This window comes from Streptomyces lincolnensis, from assembly GCF_021173675.1.
GTDB classification, from domain to species: Bacteria; Actinomycetota; Actinomycetes; order Streptomycetales; family Streptomycetaceae; genus Streptomyces; species Streptomyces lincolnensis_B.
The window spans coordinates 280,235-302,324 of record NZ_JAIHON010000004.1 but is presented as its reverse complement, the minus strand read 5'-3'; the positions used below and the strand labels follow the sequence as shown (position 1 = coordinate 302,324).

At 69.7% G+C, this 22,090-nt stretch carries 21 protein-coding genes; 6 read left to right on the top strand and 15 right to left on the bottom strand.

Annotated elements, in window-relative coordinates:
* Positions 1 to 326: 326 nt before the first annotated feature.
* From K4B79_RS12090 to K4B79_RS12075, 4 genes are all read left to right on the top strand, one after another.
* A complete protein-coding gene (locus K4B79_RS12090) occupies positions 327 to 1,067 on the top strand; it encodes an ATP-binding protein (protein ID WP_232026514.1) in 741 nt (246 codons plus the stop codon).
* Complete coding sequence (locus K4B79_RS12085; RefSeq protein ID WP_232026513.1) at positions 1,058 to 1,390, top strand: hypothetical protein; 333 nt, start codon at positions 1,058 to 1,060, stop codon at positions 1,388 to 1,390. Before K4B79_RS12090 ends, K4B79_RS12085 begins: the two co-directional genes overlap by 10 nt.
* A 104-nt stretch (positions 1,391 to 1,494) precedes the next feature.
* Entirely contained in the window at positions 1,495 to 1,671 is a 177-nt protein-coding gene (locus K4B79_RS12080) for a hypothetical protein (protein WP_232026512.1), read from the top strand.
* A 220-nt stretch (positions 1,672 to 1,891) separates the two neighbouring features.
* Entirely contained in the window at positions 1,892 to 2,755 is an 864-nt protein-coding gene (locus K4B79_RS12075; RefSeq protein ID WP_232026511.1) for a hypothetical protein, read from the top strand.
* Here the strand turns inward: K4B79_RS12075 and hemC are convergent.
* The 6 genes from hemC to K4B79_RS12045 all read right to left on the bottom strand — a co-directional run bounded on the left by hemC (position 2,745) and on the right by K4B79_RS12045 (position 8,818).
* Positions 2,745 to 3,686: a hydroxymethylbilane synthase gene (gene hemC, locus K4B79_RS12070; protein WP_232026510.1), complete on the bottom strand. Its 942-nt coding sequence runs from the start codon at positions 3,684 to 3,686 to the stop codon at positions 2,745 to 2,747. The genes K4B79_RS12075 and hemC overlap by 11 nt on opposite strands.
* A 119-nt stretch (positions 3,687 to 3,805) precedes the next feature.
* Positions 3,806 to 4,909, bottom strand: a complete 1,104-nt coding sequence (locus tag K4B79_RS12065; RefSeq protein ID WP_232026509.1) for a hypothetical protein — start codon at positions 4,907 to 4,909, stop codon at positions 3,806 to 3,808.
* Positions 4,910 to 5,519: 610 nt separating this feature from the next.
* Entirely contained in the window at positions 5,520 to 6,230 is a 711-nt protein-coding gene (locus K4B79_RS12060) for a cation transporter (RefSeq protein ID WP_232026508.1), read from the bottom strand.
* Entirely contained in the window at positions 6,227 to 6,565 is a 339-nt protein-coding gene (locus K4B79_RS12055; RefSeq protein ID WP_232026507.1) for an ArsR/SmtB family transcription factor, read from the bottom strand. The genes K4B79_RS12060 and K4B79_RS12055 overlap by 4 nt, the downstream gene beginning before the upstream one ends.
* Before the next feature lie 66 nt (positions 6,566 to 6,631).
* The gene (locus tag K4B79_RS12050; protein WP_232026506.1) at positions 6,632 to 7,729 is read right to left on the bottom strand and encodes a magnesium and cobalt transport protein CorA; all 1,098 of its coding nucleotides are present in this window, start codon (positions 7,727 to 7,729) and stop codon (positions 6,632 to 6,634) included.
* A 63-nt stretch (positions 7,730 to 7,792) separates the two neighbouring features.
* Positions 7,793 to 8,818: a magnesium and cobalt transport protein CorA gene (locus K4B79_RS12045; protein ID WP_232026505.1), complete on the bottom strand. Its 1,026-nt coding sequence runs from the start codon at positions 8,816 to 8,818 to the stop codon at positions 7,793 to 7,795.
* A gap of 56 nt (positions 8,819 to 8,874) precedes the next feature.
* Between K4B79_RS12045 and K4B79_RS12040 the strand changes: the two genes are divergently transcribed.
* Positions 8,875 to 9,291: an ArsR/SmtB family transcription factor gene (locus K4B79_RS12040; RefSeq protein ID WP_212671076.1), complete on the top strand. Its 417-nt coding sequence runs from the start codon at positions 8,875 to 8,877 to the stop codon at positions 9,289 to 9,291.
* An 11-nt stretch (positions 9,292 to 9,302) separates the two neighbouring features.
* On the opposite strand, the gene K4B79_RS12035 is transcribed toward K4B79_RS12040, so the two are convergent.
* From K4B79_RS12035 to K4B79_RS12015, 5 genes are all read right to left on the bottom strand, one after another.
* Positions 9,303 to 9,980: an MgtC/SapB family protein gene (locus K4B79_RS12035; protein WP_232026504.1), complete on the bottom strand. Its 678-nt coding sequence runs from the start codon at positions 9,978 to 9,980 to the stop codon at positions 9,303 to 9,305.
* Positions 9,981 to 9,984: 4 nt separating this feature from the next.
* A complete protein-coding gene (locus K4B79_RS12030) occupies positions 9,985 to 11,379 on the bottom strand; it encodes an ABC transporter ATP-binding protein (protein WP_232026503.1) in 1,395 nt (464 codons plus the stop codon).
* A 34-nt stretch (positions 11,380 to 11,413) separates the two neighbouring features.
* On the bottom strand, positions 11,414 to 13,168 hold the full coding sequence (locus K4B79_RS12025) for an ABC transporter permease (protein ID WP_232026502.1): 1,755 nt from the start codon (positions 13,166 to 13,168) through the stop codon (positions 11,414 to 11,416).
* A gap of 281 nt (positions 13,169 to 13,449) precedes the next feature.
* Positions 13,450 to 14,784, bottom strand: a complete 1,335-nt coding sequence (gene lysA / locus K4B79_RS12020; protein ID WP_232026501.1) for a diaminopimelate decarboxylase — start codon at positions 14,782 to 14,784, stop codon at positions 13,450 to 13,452.
* A 14-nt stretch (positions 14,785 to 14,798) separates the two neighbouring features.
* On the bottom strand, positions 14,799 to 15,134 hold the full coding sequence (locus tag K4B79_RS12015; protein WP_232026500.1) for an SAV_915 family protein: 336 nt from the start codon (positions 15,132 to 15,134) through the stop codon (positions 14,799 to 14,801).
* A 274-nt stretch (positions 15,135 to 15,408) separates the two neighbouring features.
* On the opposite strand from K4B79_RS12015, the gene K4B79_RS12010 reads away from it, so the two are divergent.
* Positions 15,409 to 15,975, top strand: coding sequence for a universal stress protein (locus tag K4B79_RS12010; protein WP_232026499.1), 567 nt, complete (start codon positions 15,409 to 15,411; stop codon positions 15,973 to 15,975).
* Between the two features lie 6 nt (positions 15,976 to 15,981).
* Here the strand turns inward: K4B79_RS12010 and K4B79_RS12005 are convergent, their stop codons facing one another.
* The 4 genes from K4B79_RS12005 to kdpB all read right to left on the bottom strand — a co-directional run bounded on the left by K4B79_RS12005 (position 15,982) and on the right by kdpB (position 22,077).
* Positions 15,982 to 18,525: a sensor histidine kinase gene (locus tag K4B79_RS12005; protein ID WP_232026498.1), complete on the bottom strand. Its 2,544-nt coding sequence runs from the start codon at positions 18,523 to 18,525 to the stop codon at positions 15,982 to 15,984.
* 1 nt (position 18,526) lies between these two features.
* Positions 18,527 to 19,210, bottom strand: a complete 684-nt coding sequence (locus tag K4B79_RS12000) for a response regulator (protein ID WP_232026497.1) — start codon at positions 19,208 to 19,210, stop codon at positions 18,527 to 18,529.
* 93 nt (positions 19,211 to 19,303) lie between these two features.
* The gene (locus K4B79_RS11995) at positions 19,304 to 19,972 is read right to left on the bottom strand and encodes a potassium-transporting ATPase subunit C (protein WP_232026496.1); all 669 of its coding nucleotides are present in this window, start codon (positions 19,970 to 19,972) and stop codon (positions 19,304 to 19,306) included.
* A 5-nt stretch (positions 19,973 to 19,977) separates the two neighbouring features.
* The gene (gene kdpB / locus K4B79_RS11990; RefSeq protein WP_374208467.1) at positions 19,978 to 22,077 is read right to left on the bottom strand and encodes a potassium-transporting ATPase subunit KdpB; all 2,100 of its coding nucleotides are present in this window, start codon (positions 22,075 to 22,077) and stop codon (positions 19,978 to 19,980) included.
* Between the last annotated feature and the right edge of the window lie 13 nt (positions 22,078 to 22,090).

Here is a 22,090-nt window from a genome sequence, read left to right as displayed (position 1 = left end):
GCGACACATTGATGGTCGCGAGGGCGTTCGACCCCGTCAAATGACTTGCTGCAAACTGGCGCAATCTGCTTGGGACTTGGGCTACGCCTGCTCTACGTTCATGAGCGAACCCGAGCAACCAAGGGGAGCCGGCGGACTCATTCCAGTGTGCCGCCGAGAGCAACCTTCCTGCCCGTGACCTGCGGAGGACAGCGATGACTCTTGCCTTGCAGAGTGCAGCAGCTCCCGAGGCAGTGTGCGGGAAGTTACGGAGCCCTTCCGATGGCATAGCCAGAGCTGTTCCGCCGCAGGGAAGGGTTCCGCAAGTACGCGGTCCGGGGAGTGACATGGACCAACCCGTTCGCTTCGTCGTCTCATGTGACCGGGCACCGCAACGAGTACGGCAGTTGCGCCGGATCACGGCGGCCCATCTCCGGCTGTGGAGCGTCAGCTCCTGTGCCGACACGGCGAAGTTGCTCGTCAGCGAGTTGGTGACCAACGCCGTCCGTTACGGCGAGGCAGAGGACATCTGCTTCTCCGTTTCGTACTGGAAGGGCGAGGTTCGTATCGAGGTGGGCGACGGAGCCCCCGGTCGCCCGGAGGTCAGAAAGCCGAGCGCCGACGAGGAGAGCGGCCGGGGCATGCTGATCGTCGAGGCCCTCGCCGAGGACTGGGGTACGAGTCCGGATGGCACCCGCACGTGGTGCACCATCGCCGTACCGGAGCCTGTAGTCCCGGTGGCGGGGTTCTGGTGCGAATGGCGCCAGAGGGACGGCAAGACGCTCGCGGTCGCCCCCATGCCCACGCCGGACCGTGCGATCCGCTGGGCTCGCATCCAGATGCGCGTCATTGCCTCGGCCATCGAGGCGCCGTTGGTCGGCCACGTCTGGGACTGGCTGTCTGACGGATGGCGCGAACCCACCAGGGCCCTGAAGGACGGCGAAGAGTTCACGCTCCCCCTGACTGCCGGGCCGTACGCCTTCGTCTGGCACGCCCGTCCGGTGCGCTTCGTGCCCCTCGTTGGCGGAAGCCCCCTGCCCCACCTCACGGAGGAGCCGGAAGCGGAGGAGGAACCGGAATGGGACTGAAGCCAAGAGAGCTGTGGAGCCGGTTCGAGTGGCAGCGCGGGAACTGCTTCAAGTGCGACGGGACCGACCTCCCAGTGGCCGAGATCGGCGAAATCCAGTCCGCTGACTACGTCTTCCGCCTTCTCGCCTGCCACCAGTGCGTCTTCAGGCTCGAACAACTCCACTGGGCCATGCGAGAGCGAGCCGTCCGCCGGCAGAACGAACTGTCGGCTCCCCCCGAGCAGGAGCCCGCCGTGCGACACCGCATCCCCGGCGCCCTGCTGTCCGTGCGACAGATTCGTGCGCTGGGCCAACAGCCCGATCAGAGAGCAGCCGCGTCCTGAGCGGCCTTCAGCCCCCGTCCCTGCCGTCCGAACTGGAGGCTCCCCCAAGACCTCAAGGTCGCGGCAGGGGCGGGGTTGTGTCCAACCACCAGAAGAGGCACGCCTTGCCGACCCAAGATGAAGAAGACGACGAGCTGTTCGACCTGATCGGCGCGGTGGGCGCCGGGGTTGGGCTCGCCCAGGACGTGGGCCTCCCCCCGGCCGCGCGCCAGGTCGGCACGGACGTAGCGGAGGAGGCCGCAGCCAAGCTCGCGGACCTCAAGCGCCAGGGGCTGGTGTAGCGCCGAGCACCTCGCCCTGCACAGACCCCGTCGGCAGGCACCAATCCGCATACTCCCCGTGCCTGCCGGCGGGCCCATTGCGCCACCCAACCGACGAAACGAGGGACTGATGAGCGTCACCACCGCACGACCGGCTCGGAGCCATGGGGCCACAAGCCCGCTCCGCAGCCGTCGAGCTGTTCGCAACTTCCTCGAAGGCCAGGCGCTCACCCCGGCCGACGTGTCCATGGTCTTACTGGTCACCGAGGAAGAGGCGGACCGCCCCATGCCGACCCTCACAGTCGGCCAGATCCCAAGCGTGATGCGCCAGGCCCGGAAGCTCGGTATCCGATCGGTGAAGGTCTTCGCCGAGTCCACCGAGCGCGACAACGCCGGGGAGTTCTCCACCGTCCCGGACGCACTCATGGCCCGCGCAGTCCGGGCAGCCAAGGAGGCCGAGCCGGAGATCGCCGTCATGACGGAGACCTGTCTGTGCTCCTACACCGACACCGGGCACTGCTACGTGACCGACCGGAACGGGCGCCCGGACATCGACGCCACGATCGACGTGACCTCCCGGCAGGCCGTCACGCACGCGGCGGCGGGAGCCGACATCGTGGGTCCAGCCTCCATGGTGCTCGGCACGACGAAGGGCGCCCGTAGGGCGCTGAACGAGACGGGGCACGAGAGTGTCTCGATCATGCCGCACGTCATCTTCTGGAGCAGCCTCTACGACGGCTTCAGGCTCACCATGGGCGCCACCCCCAAGGCGGGCGTCGACCGGGAGTTCCAGATCAGCCCCGGCAAGCCCGAGCAGTTCATCGACACATCGCTTCAACTCGTCGGAGACGGCGCCGACATGCTCCTTCTGGAGCCCGCTCTGTTCAGTGCCGACGTGCTCACGGGACTGAAGCAGCGGACGTTGGCACCCCTCTTCCCGTTCTCGGTCTCGGGCGAGTACACGACGCTCTCGCACGTGGACTCCGAGACGGGCAAGCGGGACGTGCGCCGCCTGGTGGAACTCTTCACCATGCTGAAACGGGCCGGGGCGGAAGCCAGCATCACGTACGCGGCACTGGACATCGCCCGCTACCTCAACGACTGACCGCAGTTCGCTCCCGAATCTCGTCGAGGATGGTGTGCGCGCCCTGGTCGATCAGTTCCTCGGCCAGGGCTGCGCCGAGCTTCTCTGGTTCATCCGCCGATCCCGAGAGGGAGCCCGCTACCCGCCGGGCCCCGTCGAGCGACGTGACCTGAGCAAAGAGCGACAGGGACCCGTCCGGGCCGGTCTCTCCGTACGCGCCCACAGGCACACTGCACCCGCCGTGCAGTTCGGCGAGCAAAGCCCGTTCTGCCCTCACCTGCGCGGCGACAGCCGTGTCCCCCACCCTGGAGAGAATCTCGGCCAGTTCGCCGCTACCTTCCCGCACCTGAATACCGAGGGCGCCCTGTCCGGGCGAAGGCGGGAAGAGGTCGAGGGGCAGAAGTTCACCGATCGCGTGGTCGAGCCCTAGGCGGCGAAGCCCTGCGGCGGCCAGGACCACGGCGTCGAGGCCCATCGTCTCGATCTTCTTGAGTCGGGGCGGCACATTCCCTCGGATCGGAACAATTTCGAGGTCTGGGCGGACCGCAAGAAGCTGAGCAATTCGCCGAGCGGCACCGGTTCCAACACGAGCACCCTTTCGCAGGCCGGAGAGCGTGGACCCGCATAGCGCGTCCCTCACATCCTCACGGCCGGGCGGTGGGAGAAGGGTCAGGCCGGGCGGGTTCGCGGTTGGCAGGTCTTTCAAGGAGTGGATCACGACATCCACGTCCCCCCTGCTCAGCGACGCTTCCTGTTCGGAGCTGAATGCGCTGCCCCCGCTGACTGCCGAGACGGCGGAGAGCCGAGACTTGCGGTCCTTATCGCCACCTTCAAGAATCACTCGATGTGTAAACGTGACTCCCGGAAATCGCTCGCGCAGCGGAGCAAGGTATTCCCGAACCTGGGCTTTTGCCAGATTACTTGCTCGCGAACCGACCAGGTACGTTGTCACGGCGATCAACTCCCGACAGGCGATAGACTGTCAAGTCATCGTACTCTCGACTGAGTTGAGCTTTTCCCGACCCATTGTCGGGAAAGGCTCATCCACCCGTCATGGCCTGCGAATTCAGCTTAGCGCGCCAAGGCGAATTCCTCTTCGGTCCTTTGGGGCTCCTCGGCGCTCGGCAGCGTTTCGAGAATCTCCTCTGCGCTGTCGGCCACCTCGTCCGCCGCTGCATCATTCTCGGCTGAGGAGCTGTCGCTTGCGACTGTCTCGATCACCGTGTCGACCACGGCCCCGATCGCGGCCTGAGAGACTGCCTGCGGGTCGTCCACGACCACCGGTTCTGGGGCGGCGAGGACTTCGCTTGTCGCCGGATCGGTCAGCGTGATGGCGACGACGCACGGGTGGGCATCGGGCGCCCCCTCAATAGGCGTCACGACCTGCGCCGTGACGGACACAGACTCCGACACCTGGGCGGTCGCCTCGACGTAGAACGCATCGGCGCCCTTCTCTCCGTCCGTGTCGATCTCCTGCACCTCAAAGACGGGAGCCGTGCCCGGCTGGCTGATGTCGGCCATGAAGGTGCGGAACGGGGTCAGCTCGTCAGGGAGGGACTCGACCACATCCTCGATCGGGTCCGGCACAACGTCCTTGACGGTGTCGCCGAGCACGTCGACAAGCCCCTTGTCCTCCTCGTTGTCGGCCTTCCCCGTAGCCTTGCCGTCCCCCTTGCCCTCCTTCGCACCGGGCTTGTTGCCCCTCTCCTTGTTGGCCTTGCCGTTGTCGCTCGGAGCTTCTCGGCTACCAGCCTCCGGGGCATCCGCCTTGCCGCTCTTGCTGGAAGCTTCGTCGTACGAAACCTCCTCCGCTGGCGCGACCTGCCGGTACACGTCCCCACCCGCAACTACGTACGTCCGCGCGTCGTCCTCACCTTGCTCCTCGCCGTAGGCGAGTTCACGGGCCTCTTTGAGGGTCAGCCCTCGACTCAGTGCCTCGCGGATGATGGCCTCACGCTGCGCGGCGGTGAACTCCACCCCGGCGATGCCGCCCCTGCCGTCGAAGAAGGTCGGCACATAGTCGTCCGGAGCCGTTTCAGCCGGGCTCGCCTCGCTCTCCCCGGCCCCCGCGTCGGGGGCGCTGCGGCCCGCCTCCGTGCGCTGCGCGGCCCCTGTGTCGCCGCCTGACTGCACCACCGCGAGCGACCCGCCATAGACGAGAGCGGTTGCGAGCATGCCCCAGCTCGCGAGGGCCGTTCTTCTCTGCGGTTCCCCCTTCGCCGGCAGCGCGAGGACACGGGAAACGGACAGACGACGTGCAGCCACAGAGAACCCCCCGGTTCGGAACAAGTGCTTCCAGTTATCCAAAACGGACGCGCGTTCGAAAGCAAGCGCATTCCACACCCGCGAGGCTCACACTTTGCACTGGCGGGTAGCGGGCAACCTTGGCAGCGCCTCGTGCGTCAGAACCGCGCACCGGAGAGTCAGCACCAAGTCAGCACGGAGCAGGTTCCGAGGGGTGATCAGGGGTGCCCACAGGTCAGCACCAAGTCAGCACGGGAACGAAAAGGGGGCCCAATCCCGAAGGATCGGACCCCCTCTGACCTGCATGTTTGCTAGATCAAGGTCGCCGTGCTATGCCACCCGCTACACATTGAACCGGAACTCTGCCACAAGCCTGTGACCTGCGAAAACGCGACGTCATCCCAGCACCGTCCCAGCACGGGCAACGCGAGGAAGTACAAGAGGAGCCAAGGTTTCCGACGCTACCCGGCAGCGGCCGCGGGTGTCCGGCGTTCTGGGGCTTCGCCGTGCACCGCGATCGACGCCCGTGCTCGACCGATGATCAGCCGCAGCAGTCGCAGCCGCTGCGGCAGCCGCACGCATCGCCTCCCCCGGCGCCGGCGACCGGGGCCTGCGCAGGGGCCACGCAACAGCCCTTGCCCTGCCAGGCGTCGCGGCCCTCCTTGACGGCGACGGCGGCGATGGCGAGCGCGGCGACGGGGTCGGCCCAGGACCAGCCGAGGGTGGCGTTGAGGACCAGCCCGACCAGGAGTACGGCCGAGAGGTAGGTGCACAGCAGAGTCTGCTTCGAGTCGGCGACCGCACTGGCGGAGCCCAGTTCACGACCCGCGCGGCGCTGGGCGGCGGACAGGAACGGCATCACCGCGAGGGAGAGGCCCGCGAGCACGATCCCGGGCAGGGAGCGTTCGGCCTCGCCGGTGCCGGTCAGGGCGCGTACGGCGTCAACCGTCACGTAGGCGGCGAGCACGAAGAACGACAGCGCGATGATCCGCAGAGTGGTCTTCTCCCTCGCCTCGCGTACGGCATGCTCCCGGGCGGAGAACTGCCAGGCGACCGCGGCGGCCGAGGACACCTCGATGACCGAGTCCAGGCCGAAGCCGACCAGGGCCGTGGAGGAGGCGAGGGTGCCGGCGGTGAGGGCGACGATCGCCTCGATCACGTTGTAGGTGATGGTCGCCGTGACGAGCAGGCGTATCCGGCGGGCGAGCGCGTCGTGGCGGGCCGGGCTCGGCCCGAGGGATATCGCGGTCATCCGCAGCACCCCTGCTCGTCGGCGTCCGCGCAGGTCCGGTCGGCCTCGACGGCCAGGACTACGCCGCGCAGGTCGTCCAGCGCGCGACCCAGGCGCGGGTCGGCCAGTTCGTAGCGGGTGCGGCGGCCGTCGGGGACGGTGACGACGAGGCCGCAGTCACGCAGGCAGGCGAGGTGGTTCGACAGCCGGGTACGGGAGACGCCGAGCGCGTCGGCGAGGTCGGCGGGGTAGGCCGGGGCCTCGCGCAGGGCAAGCAGGACGCGGCAGCGGATGGGGTCGGCGAGAGCGCGACCGAACCGGGCCAGGACGTCGATGTCGGAGGCAGCAGTCAGCACAATCACGAGAGTACATGAACTCCTGAATTCAGGAAGAGGTGTACTCCGGTGGTGCCGTTGTCGGCGTCACAACCAGCCGTTGCGTTTGAAGTTGCGGTGGAGGAGGAGGCAGGCGGTGGCGATGACGGTCAGGACCATGGGATAGCCGAAGGTCCAGCGGAGTTCGGGCATGTGGTCGAAGTTCATGCCGTACACGCCGCAGATCATGGTGGGTACGGCGATGATCGCCGCCCACGCGGTGATCTTGCGCATGTCCTCGTTCTGGGCGACGGTGACCTGCGCGAGGTGGGCCTGGAGGATGGAGTCGAGCAAGGCGTCGAAGGCGTTGATCTGCTCGGTGACACGGGTGAGGTGGTCGAAGACGTCCCGGAAGTACGTCTGTATCTCCTTGTCCACGCAGGCGCGGGGCTCGGTGGCGATCCGGTCGAGGGGGCCGGCGAGCGGGGCCACGGCCCGCCTCAGCTCCAGCAGTTCACGCTTGAGCTGGTAAATGCGGCCGGCGTCGGCGTTCCGTGGGCTGTGCGGGGAGAAGACGTCGGTCTCGACCTGGTCGAGGTCGTTCTGGACGGCGTCGGCGACCGTGACGTAGTCGTCGACGACGTGGTCGGCGATGGCGTGCAGTACGGCGGAGGGGCCCTTGGCCAGCAGGTCCGGGTGGGCTTCGAGGTCCTCGCGCAGGGGGCCGAGGGAGCCGTGGCGGCCGTGGCGGACGGTGACGACGAAGTCGGGGCCGGTGAACACCATGATCTCGCCGGTGTCGACGACCTCGCTGTTCGCGGTCAGTTCGGCGTGCTCGACGTAGGTGACGGTCTTGAAGACGGAGAACAGGACCTCGCCGTACTGCTCGATCTTGGGGCGCTGGTGGGCGTGGACGGCGTCCTCGACGGCGAGGGGGTGCAGGCCGAACAGTTCCGCGACTCCGGCGAACTCCTCCTCGCCGGGTTCGTGCAGGCCCAGCCAGACGAAGCCGCCCCGGCGCTTGCGGGCCAGGCGGACCGCCTCCTCCACGGAGTCCCTTCCGGGGCGGCGGACGCCGTCGTGGTAGACGACACAGTTGACCACGCTCGAGCCGAGCGGCGAGCGGGCCGGGTGGCTGAGGTCCACGCGACGGCGGGTGCGCCGTGCCAGGTCCGCGACTTTGCGCAGGTTGCCGACCATCGACATGCGGGTTCTCCTTCACCGGGCGTTCGGGTCCGGACAGTGTGCCAAAAGGCGACAAGGCGGATGTCAGAGCCACCGCTTCCTGCGGAACACCCGGTAGACGACGGTGACCAGCGTGACCGTGGCGATGAGCATCGCCGGGTAGCCGAAGAGCCAGCGCAGTTCGGGCATGTGCTCGAAGTTCATGCCGTAGACGCCCGCGACGGCCACGGGGATGGCGATCAGCGCGGCGGCGGCGCTGATGCGCCGCATGTCGTGGTTCTGCTGGACACTCGTCTGCGCCAGAGCCATGGACAGGGCGTTGTCCACGAGCTCGGTCAGGGCGGTGACCCGGTCGGCGGCCTGGGCGCGGTGGTCGGCGACGTCACGGAAGTAGGCGGCCAGTTCCTTGTCGACTCCGGGGACACGGCGCTCGGCGAGGTCGCGCAGCGGCTGGGCGAGCGGTGCAATGACGCGGCGGAGTTCGACGAGCTCGCGCTTGAGCTGGTAGATGCGGCCGATGTCATGGCCGGCGTCCGGGGAGAAGGCGTCGTTCTCGATCACTTCGGCGTCGGCCTCCAGGGCGGTGACGACGTCGAGGTACTGGTCGACGACGGAGTCGGCGATGGCGTGCAGGACGGCGGCCGGGCCGTGGGCGAGGCGCTCGGGGTCGGCCTCCAGACGGCTGCGGACGCCGGTGAGGGGCTCGGAGGGGTCGTGGCGGACGACGACGATGAAGTCGCGGCCTGCGAAGGCCATGATCTCGCCGGTGCCGACGATGTCGGTGGTGGGGGTCAGCTGCTCGTGTTCGAGGTAGACGGCGGTGCGCAGGACGAGGAAGAGGGTGTCGTCGTACCGCTCCAGTTTGGGGCGCTGGTGGGCGTTGAGGGCGTCCTCTACTGCCAGCGGGTGGAGGGCGAACGCGCGGGCGACGGCCTGGAGCTGGTCGGCGGTGGGGGCGTGCAGGCCGATCCAGACGAAGGCGCCGGGGGTGGTGCGGGCGGCTTCCATGGCCGCGTCCAGTGGCAGACGGCCCGGTCGGCGGCGGCCGTACTCATACAGGGCGCAGTCGACGACGGGGACCTGCCGGGAAGCGTTGTCGTGGGCCGTCATGGCTCACCTCCTTGCGGGGCGCGGATGTCGTCCGGACCACCGGTTAGCATATTTGCATGGAAGCGCAAGTAGCGTCATGGGACGAGGAACGGGCCGAACGGTCGGTGGCGGTGCTCAAGGCGGTAGCCGACCCCTCGCGCTACCGGCTGCTGTGGGCGCTCAGTGAGCGGGAGCTGCCGGTCAGTGGGCTGGCGGAGCTGATCGGGGCGCATGTCGCGGCCACCTCCCAGCATCTGGCGAGACTGCGGGCGGCGGGACTGGTCGCCTCCCGGCGGGAGGGGACACGGATCTACTACCGGGCCGCGGGGCGGCAGGTGCGGGCGTTGCTGGAGAGCGCGGTGCTCGCGGGTGACGCGGCGGACGCTCCCGAGGACGCGGCCGAAGCGGGCGGGACGTCGGCGGCGGCCGTCGCCGTCCCGCGGGAGCGCCCGGCCGCCGCGCGAGCACGGCGCCGCCCGGTCACCGATCACTGAGGCGTTGGCGGTCATACGGTCCGCCAGGCGGCGGAGACGACGGCCGGTTCCATGCTGATGCGGGCGACCGCGCTCTCCACCGGTGTGCTGTCGGCGCCGTCGGACGTGATCTCCGCGCGTATCCGCACCCGGCTCTCGCCCTGGCCGGTGGAGGTGACCGCGTGGAGGCGGCTGTCGGAGCCGGACAGGGACTGCACCAGCAGGGTGCGGACATGGGCCTCGTCGCGGGCGGCGACCACGGCCTCCACGTGGTACGGGGTCGGAACCTCGTCGCCCGAGCCGGGCTGGCGGTCCAGGCGCTGGGCGAGTCCGCGGACGGCGGTGTTGACGGCGACGATCGCCGCCGCTCCGGTGAGCGCGTAGCCGGTGAGGCCGGCTCCGGCGAGGGAACCGACAGCGGCCGAACACCACAGCGTGGCCGCGGTGTTGATGCCGGAGACGTTCAGGCCGTCGCGCATGATGACGCCGGCGCCGAGGAAGCCGATGCCGGAGACCACCTGGGCGGCCACCCGGCTGGGATCGCCCGAGCCGAAGGAACTGGACAGCAGCACGAACAGGGCCGAGCCGGTGGCCACCAGGGTGTTGGTGCGCAGCCCGGCCATCCGCTGACGCCACTGCCGCTCGATGCCGATCAGCGCGCCGGCGCCCAGGCCCGCACCGAGGCCGGTGGCGAAGTGGAGCGAGTTCACCGGTCTACCCCTTGCGTACGGCGTCGGTGTCGCCGTCGTCGAGGCGGTACTCCTGCGGCTCGGCGTCGTAGGAGTACAGCTCGGCGTAGCGGCCCCAGTCGGTGGCCGTCTCCAGCTGGCGGGCGACCTGTTCGCTGGTGAAGTGGTGGGCCAGCACGTCCCGGAAGAACCCGGCGCGCAGGGCGCCGTCGGGGTTCTGGCGCAGGCTGCTGGTGATCAGTCTGACCAGCGGGGCGCGCAGGGCGGCCTCGGCGAAGATGGTCTTGGACTTCTGCACGTCGGCCCCGGCGAACTCGCCGCCGGTGTCGGTGAGCAGCAGGTCGTCGCCGTGCACGACGGCGAAGCCGAGCAGGTCGAGGGCGTCGACGAGGGGCAGGACGTCGTCGACCTCCAGGCCGAGGTCGTCGACCAGGTCGGCGAGGTCGGCGCGGCCGTCGCGGTGAGCGATCATCTCGGCCAGGCCGGACAGTCCGTCCACACTCGCGGTGGGCAGGGGGGTGTTGGAGGGGGTGCGCCTCTCCAGCTCGACGGTCTCCACGGCCTCCGCCCGGCCGGGGGTGCGCCCCTCCTTGTGCCGTCCGGTCATGGTGCGGTAGACGCGGTCGATGAGGTCCTCGAAGGCGGGCGCGTTGCGGTCGCGGGGGCGGTCCAGGCCGACCTCGAAGACCTCGCGGATCGTGCCGTAGGGCCGGGCGCCGAGGACGACGATCCGGTCGGCCATCAGCACGGCCTCCTCGATGTTGTGGGTGACCAGCACGATCGCCCGGGTCGGGAACTGGCCCGACTCCCACAGCTCCATCAGCTCGCCGCGCAGGTTCTCGGCCGTGAGCACGTCGAGGGCGGAGAACGGCTCGTCCATCATCAGGACGTCCGGCTCGACGACCAACGCCCGTGCGAAGCCGACGCGCTGGCGCATGCCGCCGGACAGCTCCTTGGGGTACGCCGACTCGAAGCCGTCCAGACCGATCAGGTCGATGGCCTGGCGGGCGGCCTCGGCGCGCTCGGCGGCGCCGACTCCCTTTGCCTCCAGACCGAGTTCGACGTTCTGCTGCACGGTCAGCCAGGGCAGCAGGGCGAAGGTCTGGAACACCATCGCCGTGCCCGGGTTGGCGCCGGTCAGCGGGGTGCCCTTGTAGGTGACGGTGCCTGAGCTGGTGGGGACGAGTCCGGCCAGGCAGCGCAACAGCGTCGACTTGCCCGAGCCGGACTTGCCCAGCAGGGCGACGACCTCACCGGCGCGGACCTGGAGGTCGATGCCGGACAGGACGGGCAGTTCGCCGTCTGCGCCGGCGTAGGACTTGGTCAGGCCGACGGTCTCCAGCAGGACGTCGCCGTCGGCGGGGCGGGTGTGGCCGATGGCCGGGGTGGCGCGTCGGCCGCGCAGAGTGTTCAGCACCATGACGTGCTCCACATCTTTCGTAAAAGGGGGCAGTTCAGAGGGAGTAGCGGGTCTCGGCCAGCCGGTACAGGCGGCGCCACAGCAGCCGGTTCAGTGCGACGACGTACAGGCTCATCACCGCCACCCCCGCGATCAGGTGCGGGTAGTCGCCGCTCTCGGTGGCCTTGGCGATGTAGGCGCCCAGGCCGGTCGCGGTGAGCGTGGTCCCGCCGAAGGTGACGACCTCGGAGACGATCGAGGCGTTCCAGGCACCGCCGGACGCGGTGATGCCGCCGGTGACGTACGACGGGAAGATCCCCGGGATGATCAGCCGCCGCCACCGCTGCCATCCGGTGATGCCGAGGTCGTCCATGGCCTCGCGCAGATCCGTCGGGATGGCCATGGCGCCGGCGATGGTGTTGAAGAGGATGTACCACTGGGCGCCCAGCGCCATCAGCAGCGTGCCGCCGATATTGATCGACAGGCCCGTCTTCAGGAAGAACCAGACCGCCAGCGGGAACATGAAGTTGGCGGGGAAGGACGCCAGGACCTGGACGACGGGCTGGGCGATGCGGGTGAGCCGGGGCGAGAAGCCGATCTTCACGCCGATCGGCACCCAGATCACGGTCGCCAGCGCGACCAGGACGACGACCCGGACCAGGGTGGCCAGACCCAGCAGCAGCGGTTCGCCGAAGACACCGAAGCCGGTGCGGTCGTAGAGGTAGTGGCCGAGGTCGGCCAGACCCCACACGATCAGCCCGCCCGCGACGAGCGTGAAGGCCACGTCTCCCCTGCGCCGCCGCACCGGGTCGACGGACAGCGGCCGGTCGTCGGTGCCCAGCAGTCGCCCGGCCCGGCCCAGCCCACGCCCCACCGGACGCAGCACCCGGCCGAGCAGCCGCGGCCAGTGCGAGCGGCGCAGGAAGTCCAGGACGTACGACCGCTGGACCTCACTGGCCTCGGACTGCTCGTTCTTGAACTTCTCCGCCCACGCCGTCAACGGCCGCCAGAACAGGAAGTTCACGCCGATCACCATGACCGCCATGGTGAGGATCGCCCAGCCGACCTTGCCCAGGTCGCCGTCGGCGATCGCGGCGCCGGCGTAGGAACCGACGCCGGGCAGCGCGTACCGCTGGTTGTTGACGCTGATGGCCTCCGAGGCGACCAGGAAGAACCAGCCGCCGCCAAAGCTCATCATGCCGTTCCAGACCAGGCCGATCATCCCGGCCGGGACCTCCACCTTCCAGAACCGCATCCAGCGGGTGAAGCCGAACGACCGTGACAGCTCGTCGAGTTCACGCGGGAGAGAGGTGAGGGAGTAGTAGAAGCCGAACGTCATGTTCCACGCCTGTGAGGTGAAGATCGCGAAGATCGCCGCGCACTCCAGGCCCAGCATCGAACCGGGGAACAGGGCGATGAACCCGGTCACGGCCACGGTGAGGAAGCCGAGCACCGGCACCGACTGGAGGATGTCGAGGGCCGGGACGAGGATCCGCTCCAGCCTTCTGCTCTTCGCGGCGGCGTAGGCGTAGCCGAAGGTGAACACGACCGAGGCGGCCAGCGCCGCGAACATCCGCAGCAGCGAGCGGGCCGCGTCGTACGGCAGCTGAGCGGGATCGGTGTCCACGTCGACGTTCTGATGGGTGCTGAAGGCGACGGTGGTGCCCTGGCCGACGCGCAGGACGACGTAGAGAAGGACGAGGACGGCGGCGGCGACGGCCGCGTCCACCCAGGAGAACTGCGACAGGCGACCCGCCAGGGGCGTGCGCGCCGCCTTCTCGGGGGATCGGGTGTCGGTACGGAACGACATCACGGAGGACCTCCGCCCGCACTCTGGGCACACCCACACGGCCCGGCCGCGGCGGACGCGCCGACGGCAGGGCAGGGCTCACCCACGCAGCGCGGGAAAGTGAAAGGCAGGGAAGGGGAGTCAGCGAGTGCCCGGGAGGCAGCGCGGACTGGGAGGGTCGGCACCCATGGCTGCCTCCGATCCGTGATGTGACTGTGCCCCGTGCGTACGCTCGACGCGCGCACGGGACCCGACTCCAAGAGTGTGCCTCTTGTTGCGTCAATACGCAAATAAGGTGGGGACTACAGCCCTACGTCCCGGCTGCGGATGTCCTCCAGCGACTCGCGGCGGACCAGCAGGCGGGCCAGACCGTCGTGCACCGCGGCCACCGGCGGGCGGCCGACGAGGTTGTAGCCGGAGGCCATGGACAGGTGGTAGGCGCCGGCGACGGGGACGGCGAGCAGGTCGCCGGGGCGGATGTCGTCCGGGAGCTCCACGTCGGCGGCGACGACGTCGCCCGCCTCGCAGTGACGCCCGACCACGGTGACCCGGGCAAGGGCCGCGGTGCTGTGCCTGCCCACCAGGCGAGGGGCGTACCGGACGCCGTACAGGGCCGGGCGCGGGTTGTCGCTCATGCCGCCGTCCACGGCGACGTAGGTGTGCGAGCCGGTGCGCTTGACGGCCAGCACGTGGTAGACCGCGACACCCGCAGGCCCCACGATCGCCCGCCCGGGCTCGATGATCAGGCGCGGGACGGGGAGTCCGTTCGCGGCGCAGGCGTCGGAGAGCTCGGTGCGGACCCTGCGGGCCAGTGACGTCAGGTCCAGGGCCTCCTCGCCGGGGCGGTAGGCGATGCCGTGGCCGCCGCCGAGGTCGAGTTCGGGCAGCACCAGGCCGTGCTGTTCGTGCAGCCGCGCCATGAGGCCCACCGTGCGGCGTACGGCGGCGAGGTAGGGCTTGACGCTGGTGATCTGCGAGCCCAGGTGGCAGTGCAGGCCGGTGAGTTGGAGCTGTGGCTGGTCGAGTATGCGGGCGATGGCGTGCTGGGCGTAGCCGTCGGCGATGGACAGGCCGAACTTCTGGTCGTCGGTGCCGGTGCGGATCTTCTCGTGGCCGCCGGCGCTGATGCCGGGCACGACCCTCACCATCACCTTCTGGTGGCCGTCGGGCCCGACCGCCGCGGCCAGCCGGGCGATCTCGGAGGGGCTGTCGATGACGATCCGGCCGACACCGAGGCGCAACGCGGTGTCCAGGTCTCGGGGGGACTTGGCGTTGCCGTGCAGGGTGATCCGCTCCGGCGGGAAGCCGGTGGTGACGGCGAGTTCGAGCTCTCCGGCCGAGCAGACGTCCAGGCCGAGGCCCTCCTCCTCGACCCAGTGGGCCATGGCCCGGCACAGGAACGCCTTGGCCGCGTAGAGGACTTCGGCGTCGGGGAAGGCGTCCCGGTAGGTGCGGCAGCGGTCGCGGACCTCGGTCTCGTCGAGGACGTAGACGGGGGTGCCGAAGCGGTCGGCGATCTCCGCGAGCGATACACCGCCCACGGTGAGGTCGCCGTGCCGGTGCTCGGTGGTGGAGGCGGGCCACACCGACAGTTCGGCGGACGCGACCGTCGCGGTGGGTTCGTGGACTGTGGTCATCGATTGTGCCCCTCTCAGGCGATCCGCAGTGCGGGAACGGGAGTCGCGGCCTCGATCGGTGCCGGAGCCGGTGCCGAGAACTGCGGGTCCACCGTGACGGTGGTGATGCCGAGCGGCGCGGTCAGCGCGCGCAGGGCGGGCTCGGCGAGGCGGATCCACGCCTGGCCGGGGCCGAGCGTGGCGGTCAGTCGCCGTGCGGAGGTGAAGCCGACGGCCGTACGGCCGCCGAGCGGGGTGCGGAAGAGCCGGGCCGCACACCCGGAGGGGCCCGGCCGGACCGGGACGTACAGGGGTCCGACCGGGAATCGATCGGCGGGCTCGGGGTCGTCGTCGTAGAGCTGCTCTGTCATGGAGTGCCTCCACAGGAGCGGGGAACGAGTGGTCTTGGAGCCCCGGACGCGGGGAGGCGGACCGGGGCTCGCATTCGACGTTATGCCCGGTGCCCCCGGCTTCCGGACGTGCCCTGACGGGACGCTGACGGTGATCCCACCGACCTTGACGGAGCGCTGACGCAGCTGGTGAGAAGGCACCGAAGGGCCGTCAGAAGGGCGTCAGGAACTGGCCGGAGGGGTGGTCCGAAGCCTCGTTACGGAGGTGAGATGGAAGCGTTCCGAGGAGGATCAGATGTCCGAGTCCCCCCTGTCCTCGACCGCCCGCCTCGTGGTGGGCGTGAGCGGTTCGCCGGGCAGTCTCACCGCTCTTGTCCGGGCCGCCGACGAGGCCCGGAGCCGTGGCGCCGAGCTCTGGCCCGTGCTGGCCTGGGAGCCGCCCGGCGGAGACCTCGCCGCCCGCAGATCCCCGGCCTCGGCCGTCCTGGTCCCGGAGTGGGAGCGGATGGCGCGGGAGACTCTGCTCACGGCGCTGCGTGACGTGTTCGGCGCCACGGGCTCCGGGCTGCCCGGGCATGCCTTGGTGGCGCGGGGCGCCCCGGGGCGGGCGCTGGTGCAGATCGCAGATCGGGAGCGCGATGTGATCGTGGTCGGCACCGGGCGGCAGAGCCGGCTGCGCCGCGCGTTCTGGCCGTCCGTCAGCCGCTACTGCCTCGCCCACGCCGCCTGCCCCGTTCTCGCGGTGCCGCCCTCCCCGCTGCAGGCCGCGCTGGAGGCCGCGCACCGCCGGAACATGCTCCGGCTGCGGCTGGACACCGGGCGGCTTCAGCGTGAGTTCGACACCGCGCCGCCCGGCGCCTGAACGCGGTCAGGACGTGGTCGCGGCCGGCAGGTCCGGCCGCTCCGGCAGCCGCTCGGGGGCCGTCGGTACGGCGAGCACCATGGTGAGGCCGCCCCCGGGCGTGTCCTCGGCGTGGATCGTGCCGCCGATCGCCTCGGTGAAGCCGCGCGCGACCGCGAGTCCGAGGCCCACGCCGGCGCCGCGAGGTGAGTCGCCGTACCGCTGGAAGGGTTCGAAGATGTGGTCCTTGGCCTCGTCCGGGACTCCGGGGCCGCGGTCGACAACGCGTACCTCGACCCGGTCGGCGATGGCACTCGCCGACACCAGGACCTTCTCCCCTGCGGGGCTGTACTTGACGGCGTTCTCGACGACGTTGGCGACCGCCCTCTCCAGCAGTCCCCGGTCGATGTGCACCATCGGCAGCGTCTCCGGGATGTCGAGTTCCACGCTGTCCTCCGGCACCCCGCCGAGCGCCATGGGCACGACCTCGTCGAGATCGGTCTCGCGGATGATGGGGGTGACGGTCCCGGTCTGGAGGCGGGACATGTCGAGCAGGTTGCCGACGAGGAGGTCGAGCCGGTCGGCGCCCTCCTCTATGGCCTTCAGCAACTCTGCCTGGTCCTCCTCGGACCAGGCGACGTCCTCGGAGCGCAACGAGGTCACGGATGCCTTGATGCCGGCGAGCGGGGTGCGCAGGTCGTGGCTGACGGCGGCGAGCAGCGCGGTGCGGATGCGGTTGCCCTCGGCCAGTTCCTTGGCGCGGTCGGCCTCGCGCCGCAGGCGCTGGCGGTCCAGGACGACGGCGGCCTGGGCGGCGAACGCGGCCAGCACCCGGCGGTCGGCGGCCGGCAGCACGCGGCCGCGCAGGGACAGGGCCATGTCGTCGTTGACGGGTACGTCGACGTCCGCGTCGTCCGGGTTCTCGGCGGGCCGGGGTCCCACGCTGCCGGCGCAGGTCCAGGGTTCCGTCTCGCCGGTCCGCTCCAGGAGGGCCACCGACTCCATGCCGAAGGTCTCGCGGACCCGTTCCAGCAGCGCCTCCAGCGAGGTCTCGCCGCGCAGGACGCTGCCCGCGAGATAGGAGAGGATCTCCGACTCGGCCCGTAGCCGCGCCGCCTGGTGCGTGCGCCGGGCGGCGAGGTCGACGACGGAGGCCACGGACACGGCCACGCCCACGAAGATGGCGATGGCGACGATGTTCTTGGGGTCGGCGATCGTCAGGGTGTGGATGGGCGGGGTGAAGTACCAGTTGAGCAGGAGGGAGCCCACCACGGCGGAGCCCAGCGCCGGGTAGAGCCCGCCCAGCAGGGCCGCCGCGACCGTCAGGGTCAGGAACAGCAGCATGTCGTTGGCGAGGCCGACGTCCGGGGTGGCGCTGGTGAGCAGCCAGGTGAGCAGGACCGGGCCGAGTACGCCGACGAGCCAGCCCCGGATGACCCGGGAGCGTCCCAGGCGTGCTCCGCGCGCCACCGGCAGTCCGCGGCCCTTGCCCACCTCGTCATGGGTGATGAGGTGGACGTCGAGGTCGGGGCCCGAGTCCCGGGCGACCGTGGCACCGACGCCCGGCCCGAAGATGCTCTGCCAGCTCCTGCGCCGGGACACGCCGAGGACGATCTGGGTGGCGTTGACCCCGCGTGCGAAGTCCAGCAGGGCCACGGGGATGTCGTCGCCGACGACCTGGTGGAAGGTGCCGCCGAGATCCTCGACCAGGGTGCGCTGGTCGGCGAGTTCCTTCGGGGATGCCGAGGTCAGGCCGTCGCTGCGGGAGATGTAGACGGCCATGACCTCGCCGCCGGCGCCCTTCTCGGCGAGGCGCGCGGCCCGCCGGATCAGTGTCCGGCCCTCGGGTCCGCCGGTCAGTCCGACCACGATCCGCTCGCGCGAGCCCCAGATCGTCGAGACCTGGTGCTCGCTGCGGTACTCGGTGAGATAGGCGTCGACGCGGTCGGCCACCCACAGCAGTGCCAGCTCCCTCAGCGCGGTGAGGTTTCCGGGGCGGAAGTAGTTCGACAGCGCCGCGTCGACCTTGTCCGACCTGTAGATGTTCCCGTGTGCCATACGGCGGCGCAGGGCCTGCGGGGACATGTCGACCAGCTCGATCTGGTCGGCCCGGCGCACCACCTCGTCCGGCACGGTCTCCCGCTGCCGCACCCCGGTGATCGACTCGACGACGTCGCCCAGTGACTCCAGGTGCTGGATGTTGACGGTCGAGATCACGTCGATCCCGGCGGCCAGCAGTTCCTCGACGTCCTGCCAGCGCTTGGTGTTGCGGGAGCCGGGGATGTTGGTGTGGGCCAGTTCGTCGACCAGGGCGACCTGGGGACGGCGGGCCAGGACGGCGTCGACGTCCATCTCGGTGAAGACACTGTCGCGGTACGCGAGTTCCTTGCGCGGAACCTGTTCCAGGCCGTGCAGCATCACCTCGGTGCGCGGCCGGTGGTGGTGTTCCACGAAGGCGACCACACAGTCCGTACCGCGCTCGATCCTGCGGTGTGCCTCGGAGAGCATGGCGTAGGTCTTGCCGACACCGGGTGCCGCACCGAGGTAGATCCGGAGTTTGCCGCGTGCCATGTCATCCCTCGTAGCGGTAGCCCATGCCGGGCTCGGTGATCAGATAGCGGGGGTGGGCGGGGTCGTTCTCCAACTTTCGGCGCAACTGGGCCATGTAGACCCGCAGGTAGTTGGTCTTGTTGCTCTGAGTGGCGCCCCAGACCTCCTGGAGGAGGTGCTTCTGCGTGATCAGCCGGCCGGGATTGGTCACCAGGATCTCCAGCAGGTGCCACTCGGTCGGGGTCAGTCGCACGTCCCGCCCGCCGCGGACGACCTTCTTGGCGAGCAGGTCGATGCTGAAGTCGGCCGTCTCGACGAGGACCGTCTCGGGCACGAGCGGCGCGTCCTCGGTACGGCGGACGGCGGCCCGCAGCCGGGCGAGGAGTTCGTCCATGCTGAACGGCTTGGTGATGTAGTCGTCGGCGCCCGCGTCGAGCGCGGCCACCTTCTCGTCGGAGCCCTGACGGGCGGACAGGACCAGGATCGGCACCCGGGTCCAGCCGCGCAGGGCCTTGATGACGTCGGCTCCGTCCATGTCGGGCAGGCCGAGGTCGAGCATCACCACGTCGGGCTGGCGGGCGGCCGCGAGCCGGAGGGCCGTGGCGCCGTCGGGGGCGGCGTCGACGCCGTACTTGCGTGCCTGCAGGTTGATCACGAGGGCCCGTACGAGCTGCGGGTCGTCCTCCACCACCAACACCCTCGTCATGGGTGTGTGCCTCTCCTGTTTCATGGCGGTGGGAGCCGGCGGATCCGGGACGCTGTCCCGGCCGCCGGCTCCCCTCTTGGTCGTGTAAGGCCGTCACTTCTTCGCTACGAGGTCCTTGAGCGCGATGTTGAGCTCCAGGACGTTCACCCGGGGCTCACCGATGAAGCCGAGCGTGCGGCCGTCGGTGTGCTCGTCGACCAGCTTCTGCACCTGGGCGACGGTCAGGCCGTTCTTCGCGGCGACCCGGTGGACCTGGAGCTCGGCGTAGGCCGGGGAGATGTTCGGGTCCAGACCGGAGCCGGAGGAGGTGACCGCGTCAGCCGGCACGTCCTGTGGCTTGACGGTGTAGCCGGACACGGAGTTGTCCTTGACGACCGCGGCCTTGGCATCCTTGACCTGCTGGATCAGATCCTTGTTGTCGGCGGAGAGGTTGGTGGCCCCGGACAGGATCAGCTTGTACTGCGTGTTGATGCTGTTGGCACCCAGGCCGTTGGCCGGGCGGCCCTGGAACCACTGCAGGTCCGGATCCGGTGTCTCCTGGCCCTTCTTGAGCGGCAGGTTGTACGACTGCCCGATCAGGGACGAGCCGACGACCTTGCCGTCCGACGTGATCTCGGAGCCGTTCGCCTTGTCGTGGAACAGCGCCTGGGCGACACCGGTGACGGCCAGCGGGTAGATGACGCCCGTCACCAGGGTCAGCACGAGAAGGGCTCGCAACCCCGCCCACAGCAACCGGGCCGTGTTCGTAACCGAGTTGTTCATGGGGATCAGCCGATTCCGGGGATGAGGGAGATGAGCAGGTCGATGAGCTTGATGCCGATGAAGGGCGCGATCAGCCCGCCGACGCCGTAGATGGTCAGGTTGCGGCGCAGCATCTTGTCGGCGCTGACCGGCCGGTACTGCACGCCCTTCAGGGACAGCGGCACCAGCGCGATGATGATCAGCGCGTTGAAGACGACCGCCGAGAGGATCGCGGAGTCGGGCGAGGACAGGCCCATGATGTTGAGCTTGTCCAGGCCCGGGTAGACGGCCGCGAACAGCGCGGGAATGATCGCGAAGTACTTCGCGACGTCGTTGGCGATGGAGAACGTGGTCAACGCGCCCCGGGTGATCAGCAGTTGCTTGCCGATCTCGACGATCTCGATCAGCTTGGTCGGGTTGGAGTCGAGGTCGACCATGTTGCCGGCCTCCTTTGCGGCCGACGTACCCGTGTTCATCGCGACGCCGACGTCCGCCTGCGCGAGGGCCGGCGCGTCGTTGGTGCCGTCACCGGTCATCGCGACGAGCTTGCCGCCCGCCTGCTCGCGCTTGATGAGGGCCATCTTGTCCTCGGGGGTGGCCTCCGCGAGGAAGTCGTCGACGCCCGCCTCCTCGGCGATCGCCTTGGCGGTCAGCGGGTTGTCGCCCGTGATCATGACGGTCCTGATGCCCATGCGGCGCAGCTCGTCGAACCGCTCGCGCATGCCCTCCTTGACGACGTCCTTGAGGTGGATGACGCCCAACACCCGGGCGCCCTCGGCGTCCTCGACGGCGACGAGCAGCGGGGTGCCGCCGGCCTCGGAGATGCGGTTGGCGGCGGTGTCCGCGTCTTCGGCGACCGCGCCGCCCCGCTCCTCGACCCACTTGATGACAGAACCGGCAGCGCCCTTGCGGACCCTGCGCCCGTCCACGTCGACACCGGACATCCGGGTCTGCGCGGTGAACTCGATCCATTCGGCGCCTGCGAGTTCGCCCTGGTGGCGCTCGCGCAGCCCGTACTTCTCCTTCGCCAGTACGACGATGGAGCGGCCCTCGGGCGTCTCGTCGGCCAGCGAGGACAGCTGGGCGGCGTCCGCGAGTTCGGCCTCGGTGGTGCCGCTCACCGGCACGAACTCCGACGCCTGACGGTTGCCCAGGGTGATGGTGCCGGTCTTGTCGAGCAGCAGGGTGGAGACGTCACCGGCCGCCTCGACCGCGCGTCCCGACATCGCCAGGACGTTGCGCTGGACGAGGCGGTCCATGCCCGCGATGCCGATCGCGGAGAGCAGGGCTCCGATCGTCGTCGGGATCAGGCAGACCAGCAGCGCCACCAGCACCACCATCGTCAGGTGGGTGCCCGCGTAGTCCGCGAACGGCGGCAGGGTCGCCACCGCGAGCAGGAAGACGATGGTCAGCGAGGCGAGCAGGATGTTCAGCGCGATCTCATTGGGCGTCTTCTGCCGGGCCGCGCCCTCGACGAGGGCGATCATGCGGTCGATGAAGGTCTCGCCGGGCTTCGTCGTGATCTTGATGACGATCCGGTCGGAGAGCACCTTGGTGCCACCAGTCACCGCGCTCCGGTCGCCGCCGGACTCCCGGATGACCGGGGCGGACTCGCCGGTGATCGCCGACTCGTCCACCGAGGCCACGCCCTCGACGACGTCACCGTCGCCGGGGATGATGTCGCCGGCCTCGCAGACGACCAGGTCACCGATCCGCAGCTCCGTACCGGGAACCTGCTCCTCGGAGTCCCCGAGGAGCCGCCGCGCGACGGTGTCGGTCTTGGCCTTCCTGAGCGTGTCGGCCTGGGCCTTGCCGCGCCCTTCGGCGACCGCCTCCGCGAGGTTGGCGAAGACGACGGTCAGCCACAGCCAGGCGCTGATGGTCCAGCCGAACCAGTCGCCGGGGTCCTTGAAGGAGAAGGCGGTGGTCAGCACGGACCCGATCCACACCACGAACATCACGGGGGACTTGACCATCACCCGCGGGTCGAGCTTGCGGAAGGCGTCCGGCAGCGACTTGACCAGCTGCTTGGGGTCGAACAGACCCGCGCCGACGCGGCCCTCGGGGGACTTGTGCCCGGTGGGTACGTCGCTGTGCGGCGCCCGGGTCGGGGTGGCTGTGGACATGGAGTCCTCTGGC